Genomic DNA, 17731 nt, shown 5'->3' with positions numbered 1-17731 from the left:
CCCGCGTCCCCTTCCCGGGGGCGCGGGCTTCTCGCGTGCAACCGAATCGCGCTCGCCGGTGTTCTACTGAACGTGAGCCAGACCGACTGCCTCGACCCGGTGCGCAAAGCACTGCTCGACGACCTCGACGAGGGCTTCGCCGAGCTCTACTCCGCGCACCGCTGCGTGGTCTTCACCACCGCGCTGCGGCTCAGCGGGGCCTGGAGTGACGCCGAGGACCTGACCGCCGAGGCGTTCCTGCGCGCGTACCGGGCGCTGACCGGCTACGACTCCGACCGCATCGCCGCGCTTCAGCCTCGCGCCTGGCTGCTGACGATCCTGATGAACCTCTGGCGCAACTGCGCCCGCACCCGTTCCCGCAAGCCCCCGCCCGACCTGCGCGACGAGCCCATCGAGACGCCCGACCCGCGCGAGGGCGTCGAGGAGAGCGCCGTCCGCCGCGAGACGGGCGACGAACTGCACGCCCTGCTGGGCCTCCTGCCGGCCGACCAGCGTGCCGCCGTCGTGCTCCGGCACGTCGTCGACCTGCCCGTCGCCGAGATCGCCACCGTGCTCAAGATCCCGCAGGGCACGGTCAAGTCGCACATTTCGCGCGGACTCAAGCGCCTGCGCGCCCTGGGAGGTGCCCGATGACCCACCACGCCACCGACCCGCTCCTCGCCCGGCTGGCCGGGCTCGGCGTCGACGCCCCCGCCGGGCTGCTCGACCGCGTCGCCGCCCGCTGGGTGCGCGTGCCCGGCCCCGTCGGCGACGTGACCGTCGCCTTCACCGGCCAGGGCATCGCGTACGTGCGCGAGGACCACGACGGGTTCGCCGCGGCCTTCCACGACCGGTTCGCCCGGCCGCTGCTGCCCGCCGCCCGGCCGCCCGCCGGGCTCGTGACCGCCCTGCGCACGGGCCGCGCCGCGACGCTCGCCCTCGACCTGCGCGACCTGACCCCCTTCCAGCGCGACGTGCTGGAGGCCGCCCGGGCGATCCCCCGCGGCGAGGTACGCCCGTACGCCTGGATCGCCGCCCGCATCGGCCGCCCCACCGCCGTCCGCGCCGTGGGCACGGCGCTGGCGGGCAACCCGGTGCCGCTGCTCGTCCCGTGCCACCGCGTCATCCGCTCCGACGGCGCGACCGGCGAGTACGTCTTCGGCGCCGAGGCCAAGGAACGCCTGCTCGCGGCCGAGGGCGTCGACCTCGACCGGCTCCAGGCCCTGGCGGGCTCCCGCGTCTTCTACCTGGCCAGCGACACCACCGGCATCGTCTGCTTCCCGACCTGCCACAACGCCCGGCGCATCACGCCGGCGCACCGGCACGGCTTCCGCACCCTTCCCCAGGCCCGCGCCGCCGGCTACCGCCCCTGCCGCTCCTGCCGCCCGGCCGCCTGAGGCGGTAAAGGGGCATGGCCTCTCAAAGGGGGCATGGCCTTTCAAAAGGGGCAGTGTCTCCCAGGAGGGCAGGGGCGGGTCGTAGGCTGCCGGGATGGAGCGTACGGAACGGGTTGTCGGGGCGGTTGTCGGGTCGGCGGTGGGTGACGCGCTGGGGGCGCCGTTCGAGTTCGGCCCCGCGGGCGCGTTCAGCGCGCGTTTCCCGAAGGCGGGCGGCCAGGGGGAGATGTGCGGTGGCGGCGGCTGGGGCCCGGGCGAGGCGACCGACGACACGCAGATGGCCGTCCACCTGGGCGAGTCGCTGCTGGAGCGCGGCGGCCTGGACCTGCCGGACGTGTTCGCGCGCTTCCAGCGGTGGGCGGCGGCCGAGCCGAAGGACATCGGCCTGCAGACCGAGCAGGTGCTGACGAACGGCATGCCGTGGGACCTGGCGGCCGCGTTCCACTTCGAGAGCACCCGCCGCGCCGCCGGCAACGGGTCGCTGATGCGGGCGACCACGTCGGCGGTCTACTTCGCCCGCCAGGGTCGTGAGGCGAGCATGGACGCCGCCCGGCGCATCGCGGCGCTGACCCACGGCGACCCGGCGGCGTGGGCGGGGACGGCGATCTACCACGAGCTCCTGCGCGTGGCGCTGGACGGCGGCGACCCGCTCGCGGCGATCGGCGACGCGCTCGCGCACGTGCCGGCGGAGCACCGTGAGCGCTACGCGGTGGTGCTGGCGCCCGGCTGGCATCCGGACCAGGCGACGGAGTTCAACGGCGCGGTGTGGCCGTGCCTGGGGTCGGCGGTGTGGGCGGTGCGCACCACGTCGGGGTTCGAGGACGCGCTGCGGGCGGCCGTGGACGTGGGCGGCGACACCGACACGGTGGGCGCGGTGACGGGCGGCCTGGCGGGCGCGGTGTACGGGTCCGGCGCGATTCCGGCGGGCTGGACGGAGCCGCTGCACGTGCCGCTGCCGGGCGCGGGTGACCGGGTGCTGCGGCTGCCGGAGCTGGCTGACCTGGCCCGCCGCCTGGACGCGGGGACCTGAGGCCGCATTCCGTAGTTGCTGCTGCGGCACTTGGGGCAGACCGCTACGATTCAGCAGATGTCCGGATCGTCAGGTGTGATGGCACCGCCCCGGCCTGGGCCCGAACCGGCTCAGCGAGTGCCGTCGCCGTTCTCGCTGCCCCTGCACGCGCTCAGGCTCGCAGGGCGGTGCGCGCTGCCTCTGATCCTGTGGTTCTCCGTCGGCGAGCTGCTGCGCTGGGGACTCCTCTACGCGGCCACCGAGGTCCAGCACGGCAGCTTCAGGCAGCCGCGGCTCATCCTCGCGTACGTGCTCCTGACCGTGATCATCCTCGTCTCGATGACGGTGATCACCGGCATGTTCCTGTCGCTGCGCCGCGCGCTCATGGAGACCCGGGCCAGACGGGCGGACGGGCAGCCGGACGAGCAGTTCTGGTACTCGCTGAACCGGGTCGCGCCCGCCTTCGCCGTCATCTACATGGCCTGGTCGCTGTTCTACGAGGACGCCGCCGACTTCCAGCAGATGGACCTGTTCCACAACCTGGACGACAACTTCTACACGCCCATACTCAACAACGTGGCCAACGGCACGAACGAGGAGGTCACGTACGGGCTCGGGCTGGTCAGCCTGGACTGGCGGGTCTCGCTCGCCGCGATGGCCGTGACGTTCGGGCTGCGGCTGCTGTTCGGCCGGATGGTCGAACGGGGCACCGGCCGCTACTCCGGCATCGCCGCCGCCTTCGCCGAGTTCTCCTTCGTGTTCTGCGCGCTGAACGCCCTCTACAACATCGCGCTGGCCCGCAGCGAATGGGCCGAGCACCGGGCCGTCGTCGACGGCACCAAGAGCTTCTGGGAGCAGGCCAAGCAGAGCGTGCCCGGCTGGGAGGCGTTCTGGAACTGGTTCGGCGAGGTCTGGCCGCACATCACCGAAGCGCTCGCCGTGCCGCTGACCTGGCTGGCCGTGGCCATCCTCGTGTTCGGCGGAAGCGTGGACGACACCCGCAGGGCGCTGCGCGGCACCAAGCTGGAGCGGGGCGTCGACCGGCTGGAGAAGTCGCACACCATCACCCAGTCGGCCGTGGACCGCGTCGCCGGCGGCTTCATCGAGCGCTGGGTGCCCGTGGTCAACGCCTTCCGCATCACCATCAAGGGCGGGGCCGCGCTGTTCGGGCTCATGTGCCTGCTCTACACCGGCATCCACGTGGGCGCCGACTACCTGGAACGGGCCGTGCGCACGCTCGTCGGGTCGGACGTGCCGTTCATGTGGCTCTACGCCGGTTACCCGGTGACCTTCGTCAAGGAGCTCCTGGTGACCGTGCTGACCTACAGCGTGCTGGCCGCGGCCTTCGACATCGCGGCCACCAGGGCACGGCTGCAGGGCGAGGACATCACCGCCTGAACACCAGCACGTCGTTGCGCGCGGCCTTCGCCTCGTCCTCCGGGCTGATCGCCATGAGCTTGTCCACCGGGGTGTCGGAGCGGTAGGTGATGTCCGGCGCGAGATGCAGCTCCACCTCCGCGGCCACCGCCTTCGGCACGACCGCGCCCGCCGTGTAGGAGTACGGGACGCCGACCTCGTGCTTGTCCGTGGGCAGGTCGTTCTCCACGATCTCCACCCGCCAGGTGCGCTCCCGCTTGTCCTCCAGCGTGAGCTCCGGCACGCCGGTGAGCACCGCGCCGGTCTCGTCGGCCGCCTTCCGCGTGACGACGATCTTGAGCCACTGCTTGTCGGGCGTGTTGTGCCTGCCGCCGGGCGGGGCCTCCATCGGCTCGATCGACGACTTCCATGTCACGTGCTCGAACGTCTTCTCCTGGCCCGCGGGCACCACGTGGACGGTCTCGCCCGGCTGGCCGCTCTTGTAGAACAGGTAGCGGTCGGCCGTCGGCAGGCCGATGCTCAGCGCCAGCGCCAGCACCGCGCCGACCCCCAGCAGCACCGTACGCGGGCGCTTGGGCGGCTGCGCCGCCGTCCGGGCGTCGTCGCCCGGCGGCTCGGCGTCGCCGGAGGCCGCCCCGGGCCGGGCCTGCGTGCCCTGCGCGGGGGCGCCGGGCGGGTGCGCGAGGCCGGGCGGCTGGGCCGCGCCGGGCGGCAGCGGGCCCGCGCTGGGGATCGCCGGGATCGGCTGCGTGGAGCTGGTGGACTCCCGGCGCATGGGCGGCCACACCTGCTGGTCCGGGTGCACGCCGACGCGCCGCTGCATCCCCGGGTACGGCTGCTGCCCCGGAGGCGGCCCGGGCCTGCCCTGACCTGGGGCCGGGGCGGCGTGACCGGGCGTGCCCTGGCCGGGGGGCACCGGCCTGGATCGGCGGCGCCGCCCGGGGAGCGGCTGGCCGCCCTGCGGCGCCCCGCCTGGGTACGGGGGACCGCCCTGCGGCGCCCCGCCTGGGTACGGCGGACCGCCCTGGGGCGGGCCCTCCGGGTACGGCGAGCCGCCCTGGGGCGGACCGGCCTGGGGCGGACCGGCCGGGGGCGGACCGGCCGGGGGCGGACCGGCCGGGGGCGGACCGGCCGGGGGCGGGGCGGCCGGGTGCGGGGCGGTGGGGGGCCGGTCGTCGGGCCGGGCCGGGCGGCCGGGGGCCGGGGCGAACCAGTCGCGGTCGTCAGTGCTCATCGTCTACTTCTTCTCGCCCAGGTCGACAACGTCCGCGGGCGCGGAACTCAGCTTCTTGGCCGTCGCCGCGTCGATGCCCAGGTCGACCTGCGCCTCCGGCGGCATCGGCTCGACGTACAGCCCGGCGATCGGCAGCCGGAACACGACCTGCGCGCCTTCCAGCGCCGAGGCGGGCACCTCGAACACGAACCGCCCGGAGGTCGTCCAGCCCGGCTGGATCCACGGGTACGCCAGCGTCGCCATCCTGTCGACCTTGTCCGTGGCGGTGTACTTCTTGCCGTCGGCGGCGAGCAGCACGGCCGGGCCCAGGTGGAGGGGCTCCTTCGGCACGGTCGCCTCGGCCTCGACGACGAGGAACACCTGCTCGGCGGTCACCACCTCGTCCTGGTTCCTGACGGTCCTGGCGGTGGTGACGTCGCGTACGCGGACGGAGAAGCGCCCGGCGTCGACCATCTCGCCCTTGGCGCCCGCGTACGTGAGCGGGGCGCCCGTCTCCTCGACGGAGAGCCGCAGCGACTGGACGCCCACGGCGCCGGCGGCGAGGACGATCCCGGCCAGGGTGCTGAGCAGGACGGCGCCGGCGCCGCGGCGGCGCGGGGCCTGACGGCGGGAGCGGCGCGGGGCCACGGTCTGCGCGGTCATCAGGCGTCCTCACGCTTGACGGGCAGGGTGACCGTGGCGGCCACCTCGGTCGCTCCCGGCTTGCCGAGAGGGTCGTCCTCGCTCGGCAGGATCCAGCTGGTCTCGCCGGTGAGGGGGTTCTCGACGGACTCGTACACGCCGAGCTCGTAGGTGACCTCCGCGGGCGGCTCGGCGGCGGCGTCGAGCTCGTAGCGGGCGACCACGGTGACGGGGACGCCGGGGTGGAGCTGGGCGGACTCGGCGCCCTTGGAGGTGACGAACAGCCGGCCGCCGGTCTTCGTCTTGATCTCGGGCGTCATCTTGAGCAGCGCGCCGCCGAAGCTGTAGCCGCTGCCCTTGTCGGTGGGCAGGTGGCCGACCGAGATGGTCTCGTCGGTCTTGTTGGTGACCTTGAAGAGCACGTCGAGGAAGCGCTTGTTCTCGGCGGACCCGATCTGCGCCCGCTGCAGCGTGACCTTCGACTCCACGAACTGGGTCTCGAACTGGCCCTGGTCGAAGCTCTGCCCGGTCTTGACCTTGGGCGGCGGGGCCTCGGGCGCCTCGTTGAGGCCGCCGAGCAGGGCGGTGACGCCGATGGCGGTGAGCGCCACCAGGGCCAGGGCGGGCACCGCTACCGGGCGTCTCGGCTTGTCGCTGCCGCCGGAGGGTTCCGTCATGGGTATGGATGGTAATAGGTCACACTCATCCCACTCACCCCAATCCGCCCATTGCGCTGGCCGAATTGCCGCGAACCCTGCCACAGCAGGGGTTGTAGCTTTTACGCTGTCATGACACAGGGCAGCCGGAGGGGGTCACGTGGCGGACGTGCATCCCGATCACGCACAGCTCCAGTCGGACCGCATCTATCTGGGCTGGCAGTATCTCCTGCTCCACCCCGATCCGGGCCCGCCGCCGAAGCGCCCCTCGCCCGCCGAGGAGGCGCCGGCGGCCGGTGACGGGCCTGACCCCGAGCTGCTGCGCCGCGAGCGGCTCCAGGAGGACATGCTCAACCGGCCGGTGCGGTTCGTGCGCATGTTCATGCTGGCGCTGACCGCGCTGCTGCTGGTGGTGGCCGTCGCGGGCTACCTGGACTGGTCGTTCGCGCTCCTCGGGATAGCGGCGGCCGGCGGTGTGGCGGCGATCTGCGCGTACGCGATCCTCCAGGGCGACCGGGCGGTGAAATACCGCGTGTCCGAGCAGCAGGCGCGGGCCGACCGGCAGCGTCAGGAGCGCGACCGGGAGCTGTTCCGCGCCCAGGAGGAGCACGCCCAGCGCTACCGCGAGTGGCAGGAGGTCAAGGAGCGCCACGACCGCCAGCTCAACTGGTACGCGGTGGCCGTCCCCGACGAGATCGACCGCGTCGACGTGGCGGGCGGCACGCTGCCCGGCTGGTCGGCGCTGATCACGCTGCTGGGCGCCACCCGCCTCTACAGCGGCGGCCACCTGACCGTGCTCGACCTGTCGGAGGGCGCGATCGCCAAGGACCTGATCGAGCTGGCCCGCAAGGGCGGCGACGATCCGCTGGTCTGGGTGCTGCCCGTCGACCTGCCCCGGCTCGACCTGGGCGCGACGCTCAAGCCGGAGGCGTTCGCCGACGTGCTGGCGCACGTGGTCAGCGTGAGCGAGGAGCACCGCACCACCCGCGACCTCAGCTTCGACAACGCGATCCTGGAGCGGGTGCTGGAGGTGCTCGGCGAGAACGCCACGATCAGCCAGGTCACGGCCGCGCTGCGGGCGCTCGCCCAGGTCGGCGACCCGCGCGACGACCTGCGGTTCGGCCTGATCACGGCGTCGCAGCTCGAGCGCATCGGCACGCTGTTCGGGCGGGGCGTCAGCGACCGGGTGGTGATCGAGCGCGCCTGGGCGCTGGAGTCGCAGTTACGCAAGCTGGAGACGCTCGGCACCCAGGCGGTGCGGCTGCCCCCGGCGAGGCTGCGGGTCGTCAGCATGGACCGCCAGGCGGGCGTCTTCGGCAACCGGGTGCTGGGCACGTACGTCGCGACGGCGCTCACGCACATCCTGCGCCAGTCGCCCGCCTCCGACCGGCCCTGGTATCACACGATCATCGTGGCCGGCGCGGACAAGCTCCGCGGCGACGTGCTCGACCGGCTCATGGACGCCTGCGAGACCTCCCGTACGGGGCTCGTGCTCACGTACCGGTCGCTGACCCCCACCGTGCGCGAGCGGCTGGGCCGGGGGCACGCGGCGGTGGCGTTCATGCGGCTCGGCAACGCCGAGGACGCCCGCGTCGCCAGCGAGCACGTCGGCACCGAGCACCGGCTGGAGCTGGCCCAGCTCACCGAGACGATCAGCGAATCGCTGCCGCGCCTGGACGGCGGCTACACCTCCACCATCGACCAGGTCGACGACGGCGGCCAGGAGCGCGCCGAGAGCCACGCCGACCTGGCCGAGGACATCACCGAGTCCACCGAGTGGGGCAGGACCGCCGACAAGATCTCCGAGACCGAGCGGGTGCTCCAGCGCTCGCGCGAGTTCCTCGTCGAACCGCACCAGCTCCAGCAGCTCCCCACCACATCGGTGATCGTCACCGACGCCACCGCGCAGGGCCGGCGCGTCCGCCTGGCCGACGCCAACCCGGCCATCCTCACCTTCCCCAAGACCACGCTGGGCGAGCTGGAGGACGTCCGCGACGCCGTCCTCGGCGCCGGACACCAGGAGAACGGCGACGGCGAGCCGCCGCCGAACCTGGGCCCGCCCCCGCCGCGCCTGGACTGGCGCAAGGACAGGCAATGACATGGTCAATGCCGAGGTGCCGCGCTGGCGGGGGGCGGAGTTTTACTGAACGACCGTCTGTGGGGGGATGAAATGCAGCCGAGTGTGTCGCTGAGCGGGCCCTGGTACCGGATCCAGTCCATCGCAGCACCCTCGCGCAGCTCGTCGGCGGAGTGGGATTTCGTCACCGTGCTGCCCGCCGTGCTGTCGGCAGCCCAGCGGGACCGGCCGTTCGTCATCGGCTGGCTGTCGCGCGGCTCCGGCGCGCCGCTGGAACTGATCACCAACGCCGGGCCGCTGTCGCCGCCGCGCCAGCCGCGCCGCTCGCCCGACGCGCCCGGCCGGCCCGCCGGGCCGCAGCCGCTGCTCTTCCCGGGCGGCGCGCGCGGCGTCGAGCTCGACGAGGAGTACCTGGCCGACCTGGCCGACCTGGTGTGGACGCCGTGCCCGGGCCGCCAGGCGCCGCCGCTCGGCGGCCGGCGCGACTCCGCCGGGCTCGACCCGGACGAGCTGAAGCGGCCCACGCTGTTCGAGTCGACGCTGGTCACGCTCATGTCGCGGCCGTTCGCCTGGTTGGTCGTGGCCGAGCCGACCGACCTGCTCGACGCCGAGGTGGCCCACCTGCGCACCCAGCTCAACGTGCTCAGGCAGTACGGCGACGCCTCCGAGCGGTCCAGGTTCGACGCCGAGCGGGCCGAACGCCGGATGCAGGAGCTCGACGCCTTCCGCGAGGCCGGGCTGTGGAACGTACGGGTGCTGGCCGGGGCCGCCACCGCCGAGGAGCTGGGCCAGATCGCGCCCGTCCTGGTCGGCTCGGTCGAGATGAGCCACCACCCGTACCGGCTGCGCAGCGCCCAGGGCTCGGTGCACGCGCTGCCCGAGGCGCTGGCCATCACCATGCAGGACCCCGCCGACGGCGCCGCCGCCCCCTTCGCGGCCACGGCGGGGGCGCTGGCGGCGCTCGCCGGGCTGCCCAGGCGGGAGGTGCCGGGCGTGCGGGTGCTCGACTCCGGGTTCTTCGACGTGACCTCCGAGGCGGGCGAGGGCGAGCTGGAGCTGGGCGAGATCCTCGACGGCCAGGACCGCGGCGTCGGCTCGTTCCGGGTGCCGCTGGCCACGCTCAACCGGCACGCCTTCGTCACAGGGGCGACCGGCTCGGGCAAGTCGCAGACGGTCAGGCACCTGCTGGAACAGCTCAGCCACGCCGGCATCCCGTGGCTCGCGATCGAGGCGGCCAAGTCCGAGTACGCGGCCATGGCCGGCCGGGTGGAGTCGATCGGCCCCGTCACGGTGATCAACCCGTCGGCGCCCGGCGGCGTGCCGTTCAGCATCAACCCGCTGGAGCCCGAGCCCGGCTACCCCGTCCAGGCGCACATCGACATGGTCAGGGCGCTGTTCATGGCCGCCTTCGACGCCGAGGAGCCATTCCCGCAGATCATGTCGCTGGCCCTCCAGCGCGTCTACGAGGCCACCGGCTGGGACGTCGTCACCGGCGGCGCGGTGCCGGGCTCCAAGGTCCCGCCCAGCGTGCCGACACTCGAACAGCTCCAGCAGCACGCCATGGACGTGATCAAGGAGATCGGCTACGGCCGCGAGGTGCAGGCCGACGTGGAAGGCTTCATCTCGCTGCGGCTGCGCTCGCTGCGCGTCGGCTCGGCGGGCCGCTTCTTCGAGGGCGGCCACCCCGCCGACATCGGCGGCCTCATGCGCCGCAACGTCGTGCTCGCCATCGAGGACGTCGCCAACGACGAGGACAAGGCGTTCCTCATGGGCACGCTGATCATCCGCATCGTCGAACACCTGCGGATGCGCGCCCGCCAGGAGAAGACCGCCGACCTGCGGCACGTCATCGTCATCGAGGAGGCGCACCGGCTGCTGCGCGACCGGGGCGCCGGCCGGGCCGCCACCCACGCCGTCGAGCTCCTGGCCGGCATGCTCGCCGAGATCAGGGCGTACGGCGAGGGCATCGTCGTGGCCGAGCAGATCCCCACCAAGCTCGTCCCCGACGTGGTCAAGAACACCGCGCTCAAGGTCGTGCACCGGCTGCCCGCCGAGGACGACCGCCGGCTCGTCGGCGCCGCCATGAACCTCAGCGACGAGCAGTCCCGCCACGTCGTATCGCTGCCGCCGGGCGACGCCGCCGTGTTCGCCGACGGGATGGACCGGCCGCTGCGCGTCCGCGTGCCGCTCGGCGAGTCACGCGAGAAGCTGCTGGCGAGCCCGCCGCCGCCGATCCGCGGCCGCCGCTCGGCCGCCTGCGGCGCGCAGTGCCGCACCGGGCAGGCGTGCACGCTCGTCGAGTTGCGCGAGGCCGACGTGCTCGCCGACGCCCCCGACTGGGCGTGGCTGCGCATCTGGTGCGACACGGTCGTGCTCGCGTTCGTCAGCAACCGGCCGCTGCCCGGCGTCCCGCGCAGCCTGGCGGGCGCCTGGTCCGACCTGCCGGCCCGCCGCCGCGAGTGCCTGCTCGCCACCCTGGTCGAACGGGCCGTGCAGCGCCGCGCCTGGTCGCTGCGGAGCTGGTTCGACCCCGCCCTGCTCACCGAGAAGGCCGCCGAGACCGCCACCCGCCTGCTCGGCTCGCTCGAACCGGGCGGCGAGCGTCCCGGCGCGTCGTGGGTGATCCCGCAGGTGCGCTGGCTGCACGAGGTCGACAGGCTCTTCCCGTACGGCCGGCCCGCGCCCGACCTGCGCAGCCCCGCCCCGCCCCTGGAGTACGCGCTGTTCCGCCAGCAGGCCAACGGCAACGGCTCCGCCGACCTGATGCACGCCGAGCTGCTCGGCCACCGGGCCAAGGCGCTGCGCCACCACCCGCTGTCGATGGAGGTCGCGCACAACAGGGCGCTGGCGTGGCGGGTCATCCTCGGCGACGACGAGGGCGACGGCGTCCAGCGCGACGTGAACTCGGTCGCCATCGGCGTCGAGGCGCCCGCCAGGCTCCGTCACGTGGGCCAGACGATGGGCGCCGGATGGCTGGAAGGCGTGCTGTCGTGGCCGCGCCGGTTCGTGCTGCCGTTCGAGGACGGCGGCGCCCCGGAGATCGCGTTCGTGGAGTCGGGCGGCGAGTAGGAGGGCCCGCGATGCCCCGGGCCGACTAGGATTCTTGTTCATGACCCAGCTTCCACTGCGGGCTCAGCTCGCGAGCGCTCTGGGCCGCAGTGCCGCGACGCTGTCCAGGATGACCGGGCGGGGTGACGGTTCGGTGATCGGCGGCAGGGTCGGCCTGATGCTCGAGCCCGACCTGCTCCGCCAGCTCGCCCGCGACCGCAAGCTGGCCCTGGTGAGCGCCACCAACGGCAAGACGACCACCACCCGGCTGATCACCTCCGCCCTGCTGGAGCTGGGCGAGGTGGCCACCAACGCCTATGGCGCCAACATGCCGGCGGGCCACGTCTCCGCGCTGTCGCAGCACAAGAGCGCCCCCTACGGCGTGCTGGAGGTGGACGAGAAATACCTGCCCGAGGTGCTCGACACCACCGGCGCGGGCGTCGTCTGCCTGATGAACCTCAGCCGCGACCAGATGGACCGCGCCGCCGAGATCTGGCTCCTGGCGCAGAAGTGGCGCAGGGCGCTGTCCGGCAAACCCACCCACGTCATCGCCAACTGCGACGACCCGCTCGTCACCTGGGGCGCCTCGACCGCCGCCAAGGTCACCTGGGTGGCCGGCGGGCAGCGCTGGAAGGAAGACTCCTGGAGCTGCCCCGAATGCGGCGGCCCGCTGGAGCGCAAGGGCGTCGACTGGGCCTGCCGCGAATGCACCTTCCACCGGCCGGAGCCGCAGTGGGTGCTCGACGACGACGCGGTCATCGACCCGCGCGGGCAGCGCTGGCTGCTCGACATCCAGCTCCCCGGCCTGGCCAACCGGTCCAACGCGGCGATGGCGCTGGCCGTCTCCGAGGCGTTCGGGCTGCCGGTCGAGCGGGCGCTGCCCCGGCTGCGCGAGGTCACCTCGGTCGCCGGCCGCTACACGACCGTCGAGCGCGACGGCCGCCACGCCCGGCTGCTGCTCGCCAAGAACCCGGCGGGCTGGCTGGAGGCGTTCGACGTCACCGACCCGAGTCTGCCGATCATCCTGTCCGTCAACGCCCAGGGCCCCGACGGGCGCGACACCTCCTGGCTGTGGGACGTCGACTACCGCATCCTGCGCGGCCGCCCGGTGTTCGTCACCGGCGAGCGGCGGCTCGACCTGGCGCTCCGGCTGGAGGTCGCCGACGTGCCGTTCGCGCTGTGCTCCTCCTTCTCCGAGGCGCTGGCCATGCAGCCGCCCGGCCGGGTCGACGTGATCGCCAACTACACCGCCTTCCAGCTGATCCGATCGGAGTTCGGCCGTGCCGTCTGACAGCGCCCTTCGCATCGTCTGGATCTACCCCGACCTGCTCAGCACCTACGGCGACCAGGGCAACGCGCTCGTCCTGGAGCACCGGGCGCAGCGCCGGGGCATCGACACCGAGACGATCCACGTACGGTCCGCCGACCCCGTCCCCGAGACCGGCGACATCTACCTGATCGGCGGCGGCGAGGACCGGCCGCAGATCCTCGCGGCCGAACGCCTGCGCCGCGACGGCGGCCTGCACCGCGCCGTGGCCCGCGGCGCCGCCATGCTCGCCGTCTGCGCCGGCTACCAGATCATGGGCAGCACGTTCGGCGGCGAGGAGGGCCAGCCGGTCGACGGCATCGGCCTGCTCGACATCTCCAGCGCCCGCGGCCCCGCCCGCGCCGTCGGCGAGCTCGTGGCCGAGGTCGACGCCGCGCTCGGCCTGCCCACGCTGACCGGCTTCGAGAACCACATGGGCGTCACCCGGCTCGGCCCCGGCGTCCGGCCGCTGTCCAAGACCGTCAAGGGCGTCGGCAACGGCGACGGCTTCGAGGGCTGCTACGCCGGTCACGTGATCGGCACCTACCTGCACGGCCCCGCGCTCGCCCGCAACCCGGCGCTGGCCGACCTGCTGCTGTCATGGCGCGTCGGCGAGCTCGCCCCGCTCGACGACACCCGCTACGAGCAGCTCCGCCAGGAGCGCCTGAGCACGGTCCTGGCCTCCTAGCTCCCCCTGTGACCGCGGGGGAGCCCAGTCAGTAGACGAGCGCCTGCACGCCCTCCGCGGTGGCCTCCTCGACGAACGTGGGCGCGCCGGCGATGCGGACGCCGTCGATCACGTCGTCGACGGTGATCTCGCGCCGGGCCGCGCACTGCGTGCACAGCGTGACACGCCCGCCCGCGAGGATCGCCTCCAGCAGGTCGGGCAGCGGGACGGCGTGCGGCAGCTCGAACTCCTTGGCCCGCCCCGGGAGCGCGAACCAGGACGACTCGCCCGTGAGCCAGAGGGAGACGGGGACCCCGCTCGCGACGGCGGCGGCCGCGACCGTGAACGCCTGGTTGCACCGCTCGGGCGCGTCGGCCCCGGCGGTCACCTTGATCACCAGTGATCGTGCCATGCAGTCACCCTAGCCCGCCTCGGGCGGGACTAGGGTTGGGGGTCATGGAGGAACCTGAGGTGCACCCCGACCTGGAGCCGATCGCCTTCCTGCTCGGCCGGTGGGAGGGTGCGGGGGTCGGCGGCTACCCCACGATCGAGAGCTTCAACTTCGGGCAGGAGATCGAGTTCGGCCACAACGGCAAGCCGTTTCTCACGTACGTGAGCCGCACGTGGCTGCTCGACCAGGACGGCGGCCGGGTCAGGCCGCTGGCCACCGAGTCCGGCTACTGGCGCGTGCAGCCCGAGCGGCAGCTCGAAGTGGTGCTGTCGCATCCGACCGGCATCGTGGAGATCTACGTCGGCGAGGTCGTCTTCCACAAGATCGACCTGCACACCGACGTGGTGGCGCGCACCGCGTCCGCGAAGGAGTACACCGCGGGCAGGCGGCTGTACGGGCTGGTCAAGGGCAATCTGATGTGGGCCTACGACATGGCGGCCGTCGGTCACCCGCTGACCTCGCACATGTCGGCCGAGCTGAAGAAGGTGGCGTGATGGGCGCCCCGTTCACCGACGACGCCGTCGAGGCGATCAAGCGTCACATGAACGACGACCACGCGGCCGACTCGCTGATCATCGTGCGCGGGCTGGGCGGCCGGCCGGCGGCGACCACGGCGGTGACGAGCGACGTCGACGGCGAGGCGATCGAGTTCACCATCGACGGCGGCGAGCGGGTCAGGGTGCCGTGGGGCGAGACGCTGACGGAGCGGGCGCAGGTGCGGATGGCGGTCGTGCGCCTCTACCGCGACGCCTGCCAGGCGCTCGGCGTCCCCGCGCGCGGAGAGCACTGAAAAGCAAAAGAGGGCCCCGGGCGGCGTTCCGCCTGCCGAGCAGGCGGGCCGGATGGACCAAAGACGGGATCGGATCCCGCCCTCCGGCTGCCAGGGGCCCCGGTGGTTGCCTCGAATTCGCCGACGAGCACGAGACAACTAAGTCCGCGACGTCAGCGGACAACCACCTCGCTAGTCCAACTATGAATCACCATTGTTTGGACCACCTCCTTTCCGCGTACTCATGAAGTTATGCGGTCGCCGTCGGAGGGGGCAAGTGAATTAACGTCCGGTCGTAGACTCGGGGCATGACGGAGACGCAGTGGCATGAGGAGCTTCGCGCCAAGGGTTACCGGGTCACTCCGCAGCGCCAGCTCGTGCTGGAGGCGGTCAAGGAGCTGGAGCACGCCACTCCTGACGAGATCTGCGTCAAGGTCAGGCAGACGGCCCGCGGGGTCAACATCTCGACCGTCTACCGCACGCTGGAGCTTCTCGAGGAGCTCGGCATGGTCACCCACACCCACCTGGGCCACGGCGCCCCGACCTACCATCTGGCGTCCGACGCCGACCACGTCCACCTGGTGTGCCGGGGCTGCGGCGACGTGGGCGAGGTGCGGCCGGAGATGGCGGAGGGCCTGGTCAGGGGGCTGGACGACGAGCTGGGGTTCGTGGCCGACGTCCATCACCTGACCGTCTTCGGGCTCTGCCGGGAGTGCCGTTAACCTGGAGGGCATGCGTAGCCCTCTGCTTGACCTGCCCGGCGCCGTCCCCGCCGACGGCCCCGACGCCGACGTGGCGGCGCACTACGGCGACCTGTTCGCCGAGCAGCGCGCCCTGGCCAAGGGCGAGGCGGTCGTCGACCGGAGCAACCGTGAGATCGTCCGGATCGCGGGGGCCGACCGGCTGAAATGGCTCAACGACCTGACGTCGCAGAAGCTCGACACGCTCGCCCCGGGGGAGTGGACCCAGACGCTCCTGCTCGACCTCCAGGGCCGGGTGGAGCACCATCTGACGCTGGTCGACGACGGTGAGGCGGTGCTGGCGCATGTCGAGCCCGGCGCCTCGGCGAGCCTGATCGACTATCTGGACCGGATGCGGTTCATGCTGCGCGTGGAGGTCTCGGCCGCCGACGAGCTGGCCGTGCTGTCGACGGCGACGGAGGATCTGCTGGTGCCGCGCGCCGAGCTGGCCGAGCATCTGGGCCGGCCGGTGGCGGGGCTGTGGGCGTACGAGGCGCTGCGGATCGAGGGGCACCGGCCCCGCATGGGCTTCGAGACCGACCACAAGACGATCCCGCACGAGGTGGGCTGGATCGGCGCGGCCGTGCACCTGTCGAAGGGCTGCTACCGGGGGCAGGAGACGGTGGCGCGGGTGCACAACCTGGGGCATCCGCCGCGGCGGCTGGTGTTCCTGCACCTCGACGGCAGCGTCGACACGCTGCCCGGGCACGGCGCTCCGGTGATCTTCGAGAGCCAGGAGGTGGGCACCGTCGGCTCGGCGGCCCGCCACCACGAGCTGGGACCGATCGCGCTGGCCGTGGTCAAGCGCACGGTCCCGGTCGACGCGCCGCTGCTCGCCGGCGGCGTCGCGGCCTCGCAGGAGGTCATCGTGCCGCCCGACGCCGGGCGCAACGTCAGCATCGACCCGAGCCTGCGCCGTCGCATCCGCTGACTAGACGTCGATCACCAGGGTGATCGGGCCGTCGTTGACCAGCGAGACCTTCATGTCGGCGCCGAACCGGCCGGTCTCCACGTGCGCGCCGAGCGCGCGCAGCTCCTCGACGACGGCCTCGACCAGCGGCTCGGCGACGGGCCCCGGGGCGGCCGCCTGCCAGGTGGGGCGGCGGCCCTTGCGGGTGTCGCCGTAGAGCGTGAACTGGCTGATCACCAGCAGCGGCGCGGCCACGTCCGAGCACGACTTCTCGCCGTGCAGGACGCGCAGCCCCCACAGCTTGGCGGCCAGCTTGGCCGCCTGGTCGCGCGTGTCGGTGTGGGTGACGCCGACCAGCACGAGCAGCCCCGGCTCGTCGATCGCGCCGACAGGCTGCCCGTCGACGGCCACGGACGCGGAGCTCACCCGCTGCACTACAGCTCGCATGGGACCACATTGTGGCCCAGAAATACACTCGTGAGAAAAGGAGGAGCCGATGGCGCTGGTCGTGGAGGTCGTGCGGTCGGGGTTCGTGGAGTCCAGGCACCTGGCGCGGATGCTGACCCTGGACGCGGCGGGCCGCCCGGCCGAGACGCACGGCGCGGTCGCGGAGCCGGCGTCGCCGCGTTCGGCGATGAAGCCCCTCCAGGCGCTCGGCATGGTGCGCAGCGGGCTGCGGCTGAGCGGCGAGCTGCTGGCGCTGGCGTGCGCGTCACACGCGGGCGAGCCGTTCCACGTCGACGGCGTGCGCAAGATCCTGGCCGGGGCCGGGCTGGACGAGTCGGCGCTGCGCTGCCCTGAGGACTACCCGGAGGACCGGGCGGTGACCGACCGGGGCCGCGTCTACATGAACTGCTCGGGCAAGCACGCCGCCATGCTCGCCACCTGCGTGGTCAACGACTGGCCGCTGGAGTCCTACCTGGAGCCGCCGCATCCGCTCCAGCGGGCGATCCGCGCCACGGTGGAGGAGCTGACCGGCGAGCGGATGCCCGCCTCCGGCGTCGACGGGTGCGGGGCGCCGCTGTTCTTCGTCTCGATGCTGGGCGTGGCCAGGGCGTTCCGCACGCTCGCGGTGAGCGGTGAGGGCGGCGTGTTCGACGCCGTCCGCGCCCATCCGCAGTGGACGTCCGGCACCCACCGGCCGGAGACCGCGCTCATGCGGGCGCTGCCCGGCCTGATGGTCAAGGTGGGCGCCGAGGGCTTCCAGGCGTTCGCGTACGAGGACGGGCGCGCGGGCGCGATCAAGGTCGAGGACGGCGCGGCGCGCGCCCGGACCACGCTCACCGTGGCCGCGCTGCGCTCGCTCGGGCTCACCTCACCGGAGCTGGACGAGCTGGCCGTGCAGCGGGTGTACGGCGGCGGCCGGCCGGTCGGCGAGCTGCGGATCCACCCCGACTAGATGATTGATTCCAAGGGGTGGAGATCAGCTGTTCGGCTGCGGACATGAAGCGAGGGCGTTCAAGATCCGTTTGTGACGACAGAACTGAACA

General features: G+C 73.0%; 18 protein-coding genes. 13 read left to right on the top strand and 5 right to left on the bottom strand.

Going from position 1 to position 17731, the window contains the following annotated elements; translation table 11 throughout:
• Nucleotides 1-72: 72 nt before the first annotated feature.
• The 4 genes from AB0J53_RS00090 to AB0J53_RS00075 all read left to right on the top strand — a co-directional run bounded on the left by AB0J53_RS00090 (nt 73) and on the right by AB0J53_RS00075 (nt 3783).
• The gene (locus tag AB0J53_RS00090) at nt 73-633 is read left to right on the top strand and encodes an RNA polymerase sigma factor (RefSeq protein WP_308126233.1); all 561 of its coding nucleotides are present in this window, start codon (nt 73-75) and stop codon (nt 631-633) included.
• Nucleotides 630-1376 (top strand): methylated-DNA--[protein]-cysteine S-methyltransferase, encoded by a 747-nt coding sequence (locus AB0J53_RS00085; RefSeq protein ID WP_364167313.1) that lies wholly within the window; start codon nt 630-632, stop codon nt 1374-1376. Before AB0J53_RS00090 ends, AB0J53_RS00085 begins: the two co-directional genes overlap by 4 nt.
• 94 nt (nt 1377-1470) lie before the next feature.
• The gene (locus tag AB0J53_RS00080; RefSeq protein WP_364167310.1) at nt 1471-2406 is read left to right on the top strand and encodes an ADP-ribosylglycohydrolase family protein; all 936 of its coding nucleotides are present in this window, start codon (nt 1471-1473) and stop codon (nt 2404-2406) included.
• Between the two features lie 117 nt (nt 2407-2523).
• Nucleotides 2524-3783, top strand: a complete 1260-nt coding sequence (locus AB0J53_RS00075; protein WP_364167307.1) for a hypothetical protein — start codon at nt 2524-2526, stop codon at nt 3781-3783.
• On the opposite strand, the gene AB0J53_RS00070 is transcribed toward AB0J53_RS00075, so the two are convergent.
• From AB0J53_RS00070 to AB0J53_RS00060, 3 genes are read right to left on the bottom strand one after another with little or no spacing between them, the layout of a single operon-like run.
• Entirely contained in the window at nt 3773-4996 is a 1224-nt protein-coding gene (locus AB0J53_RS00070; RefSeq protein ID WP_364167304.1) for a hypothetical protein, read from the bottom strand. The genes AB0J53_RS00075 and AB0J53_RS00070 overlap by 11 nt on opposite strands.
• Nucleotides 4997-4999: 3 nt before the next feature.
• Nucleotides 5000-5638, bottom strand: a complete 639-nt coding sequence (locus AB0J53_RS00065) for a hypothetical protein (protein ID WP_364167301.1) — start codon at nt 5636-5638, stop codon at nt 5000-5002.
• On the bottom strand, nt 5638-6294 hold the full coding sequence (locus tag AB0J53_RS00060; RefSeq protein ID WP_364167298.1) for a hypothetical protein: 657 nt from the start codon (nt 6292-6294) through the stop codon (nt 5638-5640). The genes AB0J53_RS00065 and AB0J53_RS00060 overlap by 1 nt, the downstream gene beginning before the upstream one ends.
• Nucleotides 6295-6433: 139 nt before the next feature.
• Between AB0J53_RS00060 and AB0J53_RS00055 the strand changes: the two genes are divergently transcribed.
• The 4 genes from AB0J53_RS00055 to AB0J53_RS00040 all read left to right on the top strand — a co-directional run bounded on the left by AB0J53_RS00055 (nt 6434) and on the right by AB0J53_RS00040 (nt 13392).
• A complete protein-coding gene (locus tag AB0J53_RS00055; protein ID WP_364167295.1) occupies nt 6434-8371 on the top strand; it encodes a hypothetical protein in 1938 nt (645 codons plus the stop codon).
• A 72-nt stretch (nt 8372-8443) separates the two neighbouring features.
• Nucleotides 8444-11419, top strand: a complete 2976-nt coding sequence (locus AB0J53_RS00050) for an ATP-binding protein (RefSeq protein ID WP_219519251.1) — start codon at nt 8444-8446, stop codon at nt 11417-11419.
• Nucleotides 11420-11459: 40 nt separating this feature from the next.
• The gene (locus AB0J53_RS00045; protein ID WP_219519248.1) at nt 11460-12689 is read left to right on the top strand and encodes a MurT ligase domain-containing protein; all 1230 of its coding nucleotides are present in this window, start codon (nt 11460-11462) and stop codon (nt 12687-12689) included.
• Complete coding sequence (locus AB0J53_RS00040) at nt 12679-13392, top strand: glutamine amidotransferase (RefSeq protein WP_364167290.1); 714 nt, start codon at nt 12679-12681, stop codon at nt 13390-13392. Before AB0J53_RS00045 ends, AB0J53_RS00040 begins: the two co-directional genes overlap by 11 nt.
• A 28-nt stretch (nt 13393-13420) precedes the next feature.
• Here the strand turns inward: AB0J53_RS00040 and AB0J53_RS00035 are convergent, their stop codons facing one another.
• Entirely contained in the window at nt 13421-13783 is a 363-nt protein-coding gene (locus AB0J53_RS00035; RefSeq protein ID WP_219517828.1) for a DsrE family protein, read from the bottom strand.
• Nucleotides 13784-13827: 44 nt separating this feature from the next.
• Between AB0J53_RS00035 and AB0J53_RS00030 the strand changes: the two genes are divergently transcribed.
• From AB0J53_RS00030 to AB0J53_RS00015, 4 genes are all read left to right on the top strand, one after another.
• Nucleotides 13828-14316 (top strand): FABP family protein, encoded by a 489-nt coding sequence (locus tag AB0J53_RS00030; RefSeq protein WP_219517829.1) that lies wholly within the window; start codon nt 13828-13830, stop codon nt 14314-14316.
• Complete coding sequence (locus tag AB0J53_RS00025; protein ID WP_357584351.1) at nt 14316-14612, top strand: DUF2470 domain-containing protein; 297 nt, start codon at nt 14316-14318, stop codon at nt 14610-14612. The genes AB0J53_RS00030 and AB0J53_RS00025 overlap by 1 nt, the downstream gene beginning before the upstream one ends.
• A gap of 287 nt (nt 14613-14899) precedes the next feature.
• Nucleotides 14900-15313 (top strand): Fur family transcriptional regulator, encoded by a 414-nt coding sequence (locus AB0J53_RS00020; protein WP_219517831.1) that lies wholly within the window; start codon nt 14900-14902, stop codon nt 15311-15313.
• A gap of 10 nt (nt 15314-15323) precedes the next feature.
• On the top strand, nt 15324-16262 hold the full coding sequence (locus AB0J53_RS00015; protein WP_364167285.1) for a folate-binding protein: 939 nt from the start codon (nt 15324-15326) through the stop codon (nt 16260-16262).
• Here the strand turns inward: AB0J53_RS00015 and dtd are convergent, their stop codons facing one another.
• Nucleotides 16263-16688, bottom strand: coding sequence for a D-aminoacyl-tRNA deacylase (dtd, locus tag AB0J53_RS00010; RefSeq protein ID WP_219517835.1), 426 nt, complete (start codon nt 16686-16688; stop codon nt 16263-16265). It abuts the gene before it with no gap.
• Nucleotides 16689-16737: 49 nt separating this feature from the next.
• Between dtd and AB0J53_RS00005 the strand changes: the two genes are divergently transcribed.
• Nucleotides 16738-17640 carry an asparaginase gene (locus AB0J53_RS00005; RefSeq protein WP_364167282.1) on the top strand — a complete coding sequence of 301 codons (903 nt, stop codon included), beginning with the start codon at nt 16738-16740 and terminating at the stop codon, nt 17638-17640.
• The last annotated feature ends 91 nt before the right edge of the window (nt 17641-17731 follow it).

It is taken from the genome of Nonomuraea sp. NPDC049725 (assembly GCF_040674795.1).
In the GTDB taxonomy this organism is placed as follows: Bacteria; Actinomycetota; Actinomycetes; order Streptosporangiales; family Streptosporangiaceae; genus Nonomuraea; species Nonomuraea ceibae.
The sequence above is the reverse complement of the archived record's forward strand: the minus strand, read 5'-3'. Positions and strand labels throughout refer to the sequence as shown.